The following is a 3847-nucleotide window of genomic DNA, read 5'->3' as shown; positions in this document are numbered from 1 at the left end:
ATCTACCAGGAATTGAGCAACAAGGGGATGACATGCCAACGGTACTGTTGCCAATGAGCTTGCAGAGTCTCGATGATCTCGGTATTACAGATATTGGTCATCAAAGAGATCATAATGAGGATTGTTTTGGCATCGAGACCCAACTCAAAAAGCAGGAAAATCCCATTGGTCGAACTATACAAGCTCGTGGTTTATATATTCTCTGCGATGGCATGGGAGGGCATGCGGCTGGGGAAGTAGCCAGTTCTATGGCAGTAGAGGTACTCCAGAATTACTTTAAACAAAATTGGCAAGACGAGTTTCCCACAGAAGATAGTCTCAGGAAATCGGTCTATGTAACAAATCAAGCGATTTTCGATATCAACCAACAAAATGCTCGCTCTGGCAGCGGTCGAATGGGTACGACTCTAGTCATGATGTTGATTCAAAATACCAAGGTAGGGATTGTCCATGTCGGAGATAGTCGGGTCTATCGTCTAACTCGCAAACGAGGCTTAGAGCAAATCACTATAGACCACGAGGTGGGTCAACGAGAAATCCAGCACGGAGTAGATCCAGAGCTCGCTTACTCTCGCCCTGATGCCTATCAACTAACTCAAGCCCTTGGACCGCGCAGTGAGCAATTCCTAAATCCTGATGTGCAATTCATAGATATCGCAGAAGATACTATATTCTTACTTTGTTCTGATGGTTTGTCAGATAATGACCTGTTGGAAAATTACTGGCAAACTCACTTAGCGCCTTTACTAAGTTCCCGAGCTAGCCTCGATCAGGGTCTGGTTAACTTGATTGAGCTGGCAAATGAGCATAATGGTCACGACAACATTACACTAATCCTAGTTCGGGTGAAGGTGCGACCAAACTTGGCTCAACCAACATTAAATTAGGTGATTAGTTGTATGTGATTAGTGATTAGCTAGGTGATTAGTGATTAGCTAGGTGATTAGTAGCTGCCAGTAGATTCTGGTTAGTCACTTTGGACAAAGGACAAAACCGACAAAGGATAAAACCCACAAAGGATAAAACCCACAAAGGACTTTGGACAAAGGACAACTGACTATGGTCACACTGACCCTATTAGATCCGTTAAGCCCCACTCCAGTGCAGCAGTGGAGCTTTCAGAGCAAATCTACGATTCGCATTGGTCGTGCTCCTGATAATGATGTGATTGTCGATGACCCGATCGTGTCACGACATCACCTGGAACTCAGGGCTAGTGCTTCCCCATCGGGTCCGATGTGGCAGTTGGTCAATCAGGGTGCCAATGGCACCTTCCTCAATGGTGTCTTGGTTTCCCAGGGGGTGCTGCCGGAAAAGGCTCTGATTCAGCTAGCCCAGAAAGGTCCGAGGCTGCAATTCCAAGTTCAAACCCAGCAACTCCCTTCCCTAGCACCCTTGCCCTTGACTGAGACTACTAAGCCATGCCAACACCAAGGCAATGCACCAGGCAATTTGTTCTGTATTCACTGTGGTCAACCCTTGGTGCCAGTCGAGGGAGTCATTCGCAACTACCATGTTTTGCGGACATTGGGACAGGGGGGAATGGGAACCACTTATCTTGCCTGGGACAAAGTTAACAGCAAGGATGGATACCCACTCCTACTAGTACTGAAGGAAATGAATGCTGACATGGCTCAAATTTCCAAGGCTCAAGAACTGTTTGAACGAGAGGCTCGCACCCTAAAAACCCTGAATCATCCCGGAATTCCCCAGTATTACGACTTTTTTGTGGAAGGGGGGAAAAAATACTTAGCCATGGCTCTGATCCACGGTGAAGATTTAGAAAAACGTGTCTTGAGCACTGGACCAGTCACCTTGCCCCAGGCAGTAGAGTGGATGATTCAGACTTGCGATATCTTAGACTACATCCACGACCGCCAGCCGCCTCTAATCCACCGAGACGTTAAGCCCGCGAATTTGATGGTGCGCCATCGAGATAACCGAATTGTGATGTTGGATTTCGGTGCTGTTAAAGAAATTGGCACAATACCAGGCACACGGATTGGTGCCGAGGGATATAGTGCTCCTGAACAAGACCGAGGTCAGCCTTGCACTCAATCGGATCTTTACGCCATTGGCCCAACTCTCATATTTCTGCTCACCGGGGAAGCTCCTCTAAAGTATTATCAAAGGCGTAGTTCAGGATATCGGTTTGATGTATCAGGCGTTCCCACTGTTACTCCCCAATTAAGGAAAGTGATTGAGCGGGTTTGTCAACCAAGGGCTTGCGATCGCTACCAAACGGCAAAAGAACTGATGCAGGCTTTGGTTGCTTGTATTTAGGAGTCGGCGAAGCATGAATATGAGCAGAAATTTCACGGGCATAATTTGGCGATCGCTAGTGATTAGGATAAGGGGGATAAGGGAATAAAGAAAGGATATACTCACCCTACCCGCGCTGTCTCCTCATCCATGACCAAGCTCCACCTATTGAAGCGTGGACGCCAAATGGGAGCGAAACAAGTCAGATCAAGTCCGGTTAATTACTTCTAAAAATGGTTGATCCCCGTTGTTCGCCTTTTGTTAATTGTCAATTTTGAATTGTTAATAGCTAATTGTTAATAGCCAATTAACCACTGACAACTTTCAATTGTCAATTTTCATATAGACGAACAACAGAGATAGATAAGTACTTAACCTGAAACAGGATCAGATCATTCTTCGTCCCAGGCTTCCACAGCTAGTAAGTCACTGATCGGGTCTTGCATGGTAAACCCGAATTCAGTAAGTTCCTGTTTCCAGTAGGACCATTCGTCCCCATAGAGCAGGGCAATTTTCCAAAGGCTGTCACTGGGTTTAATAATTTTGGATTCCGCCAGTGAACGCACATGGCGTTGCAACTTCACCATGGGGTGAGTAACTGTTTGAGTCATACTCTAAAATCTCTAAATCAATTCTGTTGTTAGATTGGCTTTTGCGAATACCTGAACTACAATGCTTCCCCTTTGCGGTAATGCGCCGATCTGTAGAGTTTTGTACGGCAAGGAAGCCCCTCTATACTCTTGTAGCGCAATCGGATGCATTTAAGCAAGCCCGATCTGGGTAAATGTACGGGAATCCCTACTTTAACGCGAACCATAGACACTTAGCCAAGCCGCGAGAAGCCCCGCGCTCTACCCGATAGGGTGAGCGTCGTATGGGAAGCGCGGGGCAAGGGTCGGAACGTCGAAATGCCAATGTAATATACTAGGAAGAGTAGGGAAAACAAATTAAGAGCTAACCGCCACCTACTAACAGCAACCTTGAAAACCACCGAATATGGGGTTCCATCCCGAAAAAAACTTGATAGTTTGAGTTATCTGTGGATGGGTAAAATTTCATAGGTGCTCGCACCTTGAGCCCATTAAATTCGCTCAAGGTGCTCGCCTGCAGTACTTTGGTTCTAGAACTTTTTGTATTGTTCCGGGGGGTCGGGGCATCCCGGAGACGAAACCGATAGATAGGGTCGCCTTTATAGGCGAGCTGGCTATGCAGAAAAGGGTTAAAACTCATGAAATAAGGCGACCCTATCCTTACGGTAACTTCTGACCGTGTTGTTAATAAAGTAACCCGTGTATCCGTTCGCGCAGCGTCGGCGAAAGCCGATACCGTTGGGTGGAGTTGGTAAGAAGCCCGCGCTGTCCCGTTAGGGCAGCGTCGGGAGTATGTCACTCAGGTTATGATAGTACCTATAGCCCAAGGAATTTAGAGCCAATTACAGCTTTTCAATGACCCAACCACCACACCTTGCCCCCTATGGTTCCTGGAAATCCCCTATTAGCGCTGACATGATTGTTCAAAGCAGCGTTAGGTTGGGCAGCATTGCCCTTGATCAAAAGGATGTTTACTGGATTGAAGGGCGACCTGC

3 protein-coding genes are annotated in these 3847 nt (G+C 46.9%); 2 read left to right on the top strand and 1 reads right to left on the bottom strand.

From position 1 onward, the window contains the following. Together F6K37_RS34315 and F6K37_RS34310 are read left to right on the top strand one after the other, a co-directional pair. On the top strand, positions 1-887 hold an 887-nt coding region (locus tag F6K37_RS34315), incomplete at its 5' end, for a serine/threonine phosphatase (protein WP_287255262.1). Between the two features lie 172 nt (positions 888-1059). Continuing rightward, on the top strand, positions 1060-2283 hold the full coding sequence (locus F6K37_RS34310; protein ID WP_044492517.1) for a protein kinase domain-containing protein: 1224 nt from the start codon (positions 1060-1062) through the stop codon (positions 2281-2283). Positions 2284-2654: 371 nt separating this feature from the next. Here the strand turns inward: F6K37_RS34310 and F6K37_RS34305 are convergent, their stop codons facing one another. Next, on the bottom strand, positions 2655-2873 hold the full coding sequence (locus tag F6K37_RS34305; protein WP_008181701.1) for a DUF4327 family protein: 219 nt from the start codon (positions 2871-2873) through the stop codon (positions 2655-2657). Positions 2874-3847 lie beyond the last annotated feature (974 nt).

This window comes from Moorena sp. SIO4E2, assembly GCF_010671945.1.
Lineage (GTDB): Bacteria > Cyanobacteriota > Cyanobacteriia > Cyanobacteriales > Coleofasciculaceae > Moorena > Moorena producens.
The sequence above is the reverse complement of the archived record's forward strand: the minus strand, read 5'-3'. Positions and strand labels throughout refer to the sequence as shown.

Coding starts and splice junctions, on each gene's coding strand:
- F6K37_RS34305 (WP_008181701.1), bottom strand. CDS start 2,873: ATGACTCAAACAGTTACTCACCCCATGGTGAAGTTGCAACGCCATGTG.
- F6K37_RS34310 (WP_044492517.1), top strand. CDS start 1,060: ATGGTCACACTGACCCTATTAGATCCGTTAAGCCCCACTCCAGTGCAG.